Here is a 3,835-nt window from a genome sequence, read left to right on the forward strand (position 1 = left end):
ACAACCAACTCACATTTTGGTCAACGGCAGCAAATATCAATGTCATATCAAGTGCATCACGAATATTTAAATCGTCAAATGGACTGCACTGACTCATTACTAATACGTTTATCATTTAAATTGCACCCATTTATCAGCGTCGCTTGCAAGCATTGCAAATTCAGCTAGCCCTGCGACTGCAAATACACCTGTGTTTTTAATATCTAACCCGCGTTTTTCAGCGGCGGTAACACACAGCATTAAATTTAGTTTTCGATCGGCGAGTTGCTGCCAAAGTGCTGAAATTTGAAGTTCGTCTGAGGATAAATCAAAGTGAGTAGATGCATGATAAATACCTTGCTGGTATAAAAAAATAGCATCAATGGTGTGCCCTTGGGCTAAACATGCATTCGCAAACTTAACTAACCTTTGCGTTGTATCGTGATCGGATGGTGGTGTATGTAATGAAAGAACAAAACGTGACAAAACAATTCCAATAAAAAAGCCCCAATTAAGGGGCTATTTTAACAGAACTATTTAATTAGTCATCACTTGCGCCAAGTAGAGCAAGTAAAGACGTAAATAAGTTATATACGCTTAGGTATAAAGACACTGTTGCGCGAATGTAGTTGGTTTCGCCGCCATTAATGATTCGGCTTGTATCGAATAAAATCAAACCAGACATGATCAATACAACAGCCGCATTAAGCACCATAAACATAAGTGAACTGCCAACAAAAATATTAACAATGCTAGCTACAATCACAACGATTAAGCCAACCGTTAAAAAGCCACCCATGAATGAGAAGTCTTTTTTAGTGTTCAGTGCGTAAGCAGATAAACCAAAAAAGATAAGCGCCGTAGAACCTAACGCTTGCATAATAAGCATTGGGCCATTAGGCATTGCAGCATAATGGTTAAGCAATGGACCTAATCCTGCCCCCATTAAACCTGTGAAAGCAAACACCCAAAATACACCAGATGCTGTATCTGCTTTTTTATTTACAACAAATAATAAACCGAACGAAACAAGTGTAAACACAATTCCCATAAAGTAAGGTAATTGTAGTGCCATTGAAATACCGGCTGTGACAGCACTGAAAGCAAGTGTCATAGCTAGTAAAAAGTAGGTGTTTTTAAGTACCTTGTTTGTTTCAATGGTAGACATTACCGGTTTCGCGGTATTGTACGATTGATTAAACGCCATTGTAGAGCTCCTTTAAGTGAAACGTGTGTGTTTCGATAATTTAACTAAAATTAGATTACCAACTCTTATATGTTTGGGCAAACCTTTGTAGATCAATAGAGTTAAATATTTAAATAAAAGAGTATTGACGGCTAAATTAAAAACACTTTGTTCTAACTTTAGACAAATTAATTGTTTTTTAAGCACTTAAACAATTAATTTAAAAAAAAGCTTCACAAAAGGGATGGGTTTCCCTATTATGCAGGCCGTGCGGAGAGATGGCAGAGTGGTCGAATGCACCGGTCTTGAAAACCGGCATGGGTTTATAGCCCATCTAGGGTTCAAATCCCTATCTCTCCACCACTTATTTAATAAGTGTGTGGTAATTAAAGTATCATTCATTTAAATAGTTATTAGTACACTCTTACTTTTAACTTAGCAGTATCGGAGAGATGGCAGAGTGGTCGAATGCACCGGTCTTGAAAACCGGCATGGGTTTATAGCCCATCTAGGGTTCAAATCCCTATCTCTCCACCATATAACAAAATAGCCCGCTAATTTAGCGGGCTTTTTTGTGTTCAAAAAAAGTACTGCACTTGCTCATGCTTGAGATTCATTCTAAAACTCAAAAGAGAACATATCGTTTAATTGAAATGTTATACCAATTTGCATAAGTATTTAAGCAATTCAACGAATTAAATCACGCGCTAAACTACTGAACGATTTTATTTGATACGTTAATGGTCAGTAGTGGAGTTGTTAGCTACTTGCGAGGCTCTGCAAGGCATTGGTGATCTCATTCATTCGGATTGTTGTAACTTTACCATGAACCTGCGATATCAGATCACCGTTCTTATCCAAAACAACAATGACTGCTTCATCACTATCTGAGGGCACACCTAACGCTTCTTCCATGACCTGTGAGTTCAGAATCCAAGTTTGATCGTGGTAGCGTTGCGGTACTTTTTCTTTTGCCCGACCAATCGCATCCTCTTCCGACATAAAGAATGGTAAATTGACAGCTAGGACGTCCCGAATCCGATATTTATCATGATCGATTTTTGAACGTAATGTGTTAACCCACTCCCGAGTAGATTTTGCGGCATTACGAGTCGGCGTAAGTATGAGCAGTGTTGGTTGACCTATCAGTTTGTTGCTGTCTACTTTTTCGCCATTGAGTGTTGTCGCTGTAAACGACGGCCATGGTCCATCGCCTGCAAAAGCGGACGGCCCGCATAGTGTTAGTATCGCAATAAGCGGGAGCTTAAAAATAAGTTTAAATGTTGAGTGGTAAAGTGTTTTGGGCTTTATTGGTCTGGGCATTATAGTATTTCTCAGGTCAGTGGTGGGGCGCAAAATATCAGAGCAAGCAAAATTCAAACACATAAGCAGTAGTATTCAGAGCAGACTCTTTTTCAAATTATCTTAGCTCTCAGATCCAATAAGCAAACAGCAAATAAGCGATTGCAGAGATTTCATCTGTTTGCATTCGAACTTTTAGCTAGCTTGGTAGGTCGTTGTAACTTATTCATTGTTGATATTATCAAGCGCTTGGCGAACTTCATTCACAATTAAATTTTTTGCCAATTTTTCATCGATATCGGGCACATCCCAGCCAAAAATAGTGCGATATTTCTCAATCAAATTACTGACGTCTTCAATAATATCGTTGCGATGGGCTGCTAACTCTAGTCTTTCTATTTTAGCCATATTCAATTCACCTTAAAATGTATAGATAAATCTAGATTAGCCTTGTATTCATGCTACTTCGGTGCGATAACGAACAGATTGAATGAGAATATTGCTGCAAGCTTTTAAATATAAACTCTATTAACAAAACAATGATTTATTGTTTGCCATCTTTAACTTGGAGCAAATACGTCATGTTACATACTCTGAATGATTTAAAAAATTTAGCCATTGATGCATCGGATGGAGATATTGGGCTTACCAAAGATTTTTATTTTGATGATAAACACTGGGTGATCAGATATTTGGTGGTTGAAACTGGCACTTGGCTATTGAGCAAAAAAATATTACTTTCACCTATATCAATTAAAAAGTTGAATCAGAAACCACAGACGCTCACTGTTGCAATTTCAAGAAAACAAGTTAAAAATTGCCCTGATATGGATAGCGAAAAGCCAGTTTCTAGGCAGTATGAGCTAGAATACATGCGATATTATGGTTACTCACATTATTGGGATAACACTGATATTTTGGGAGGTGATCCCGGCCCTAATATGATGTCACCTGGTAATTATAGTGTCGCACCAAAGCCTGATAACTTAGATGCACCAGATAATTTCGCAGATGTTGATGCTGCATTATCTCAAGATAATGATCATCATCTACGCAGTAGTAATGCAGTAACGGGTTACAAACTTGATGTCATAGACGGTGATCTAGGTCACTTACAAGGTATGTTGATAGATACCGACACCTGGGAAATTCGTTATTTGATTATTAACACCAGTAATTGGTGGTTGGGTCATCTGGTTTTGATTGCTCCCAAATGGATTAAAGAGGTGAGTTGGCCTACTTCTAAAATTTATGTTGATATGACGCAGCAGCAAGTGAAAGATGCCCCCACTTTTGACCCCTCAGTGCCTTTTAATCTAGAACATGAACAAAATTTGCAAACTCATTATGGTTGTAATGTTGAATAAC

5 protein-coding genes, 2 tRNA genes and 1 pseudogene are annotated in these 3,835 nt (G+C 38.0%); 3 read left to right on the forward strand and 5 right to left on the reverse strand.

The genetic code is table 11. The annotated features are described in order from the left end of the window. From CXF89_RS21480 to CXF89_RS18600, 3 genes and pseudogenes are all read right to left on the reverse strand, one after another. Positions 1-115, reverse strand: a pseudogene (locus tag CXF89_RS21480) (sulfurtransferase TusC); the annotation flags it as partial. Further along, positions 112-465, reverse strand: a complete 354-nt coding sequence (tusD, locus tag CXF89_RS18595) for a sulfurtransferase complex subunit TusD (protein ID WP_121955429.1) — start codon at positions 463-465, stop codon at positions 112-114. The gene tusD and the pseudogene CXF89_RS21480, both read right to left, overlap by 4 nt. Positions 466-520: 55 nt before the next feature. Then, positions 521-1,186, reverse strand: coding sequence for a Bax inhibitor-1/YccA family protein (locus CXF89_RS18600; RefSeq protein ID WP_007580214.1), 666 nt, complete (start codon positions 1,184-1,186; stop codon positions 521-523). A gap of 251 nt (positions 1,187-1,437) precedes the next feature. Between CXF89_RS18600 and CXF89_RS18605 the strand changes: the two genes are divergently transcribed. Beyond that, positions 1,438-1,528: transfer RNA gene (locus CXF89_RS18605), tRNA-Ser, on the forward strand. Between the two features lie 83 nt (positions 1,529-1,611). Continuing rightward, positions 1,612-1,702: transfer RNA gene (locus CXF89_RS18610), tRNA-Ser, on the forward strand. A 222-nt stretch (positions 1,703-1,924) separates the two neighbouring features. Here the strand turns inward: CXF89_RS18610 and CXF89_RS18615 are convergent. Together CXF89_RS18615 and CXF89_RS18620 are read right to left on the reverse strand one after the other, a co-directional pair. After that, on the reverse strand, positions 1,925-2,488 hold the full coding sequence (locus tag CXF89_RS18615) for a hypothetical protein (RefSeq protein ID WP_231612826.1): 564 nt from the start codon (positions 2,486-2,488) through the stop codon (positions 1,925-1,927). A gap of 201 nt (positions 2,489-2,689) precedes the next feature. Next, positions 2,690-2,875 (reverse strand): hypothetical protein, encoded by a 186-nt coding sequence (locus CXF89_RS18620; protein WP_121955430.1) that lies wholly within the window; start codon positions 2,873-2,875, stop codon positions 2,690-2,692. Positions 2,876-3,048: 173 nt separating this feature from the next. On the opposite strand from CXF89_RS18620, the gene CXF89_RS18625 reads away from it, so the two are divergent. Next, positions 3,049-3,834: a PRC-barrel domain containing protein gene (locus CXF89_RS18625; protein WP_121955431.1), complete on the forward strand. Its 786-nt coding sequence runs from the start codon at positions 3,049-3,051 to the stop codon at positions 3,832-3,834. Position 3,835: the final 1 nt, after the last annotated feature.

This window comes from Pseudoalteromonas sp. MelDa3 (assembly GCF_002863625.1).
GTDB lineage: Bacteria > Pseudomonadota > Gammaproteobacteria > Enterobacterales > Alteromonadaceae > Pseudoalteromonas > Pseudoalteromonas arctica.

Coding starts and splice junctions, on each gene's coding strand:
- CXF89_RS18600 (WP_007580214.1), bottom strand. CDS start 1,186: ATGGCGTTTAATCAATCGTACAATACCGCGAAACCGGTAATGTCTACC.
- CXF89_RS18615 (WP_231612826.1), bottom strand. CDS start 2,488: ATGCCCAGACCAATAAAGCCCAAAACACTTTACCACTCAACATTTAAA.
- CXF89_RS18620 (WP_121955430.1), bottom strand. CDS start 2,875: ATGGCTAAAATAGAAAGACTAGAGTTAGCAGCCCATCGCAACGATATT.
- CXF89_RS18625 (WP_121955431.1), top strand. CDS start 3,049: ATGTTACATACTCTGAATGATTTAAAAAATTTAGCCATTGATGCATCG.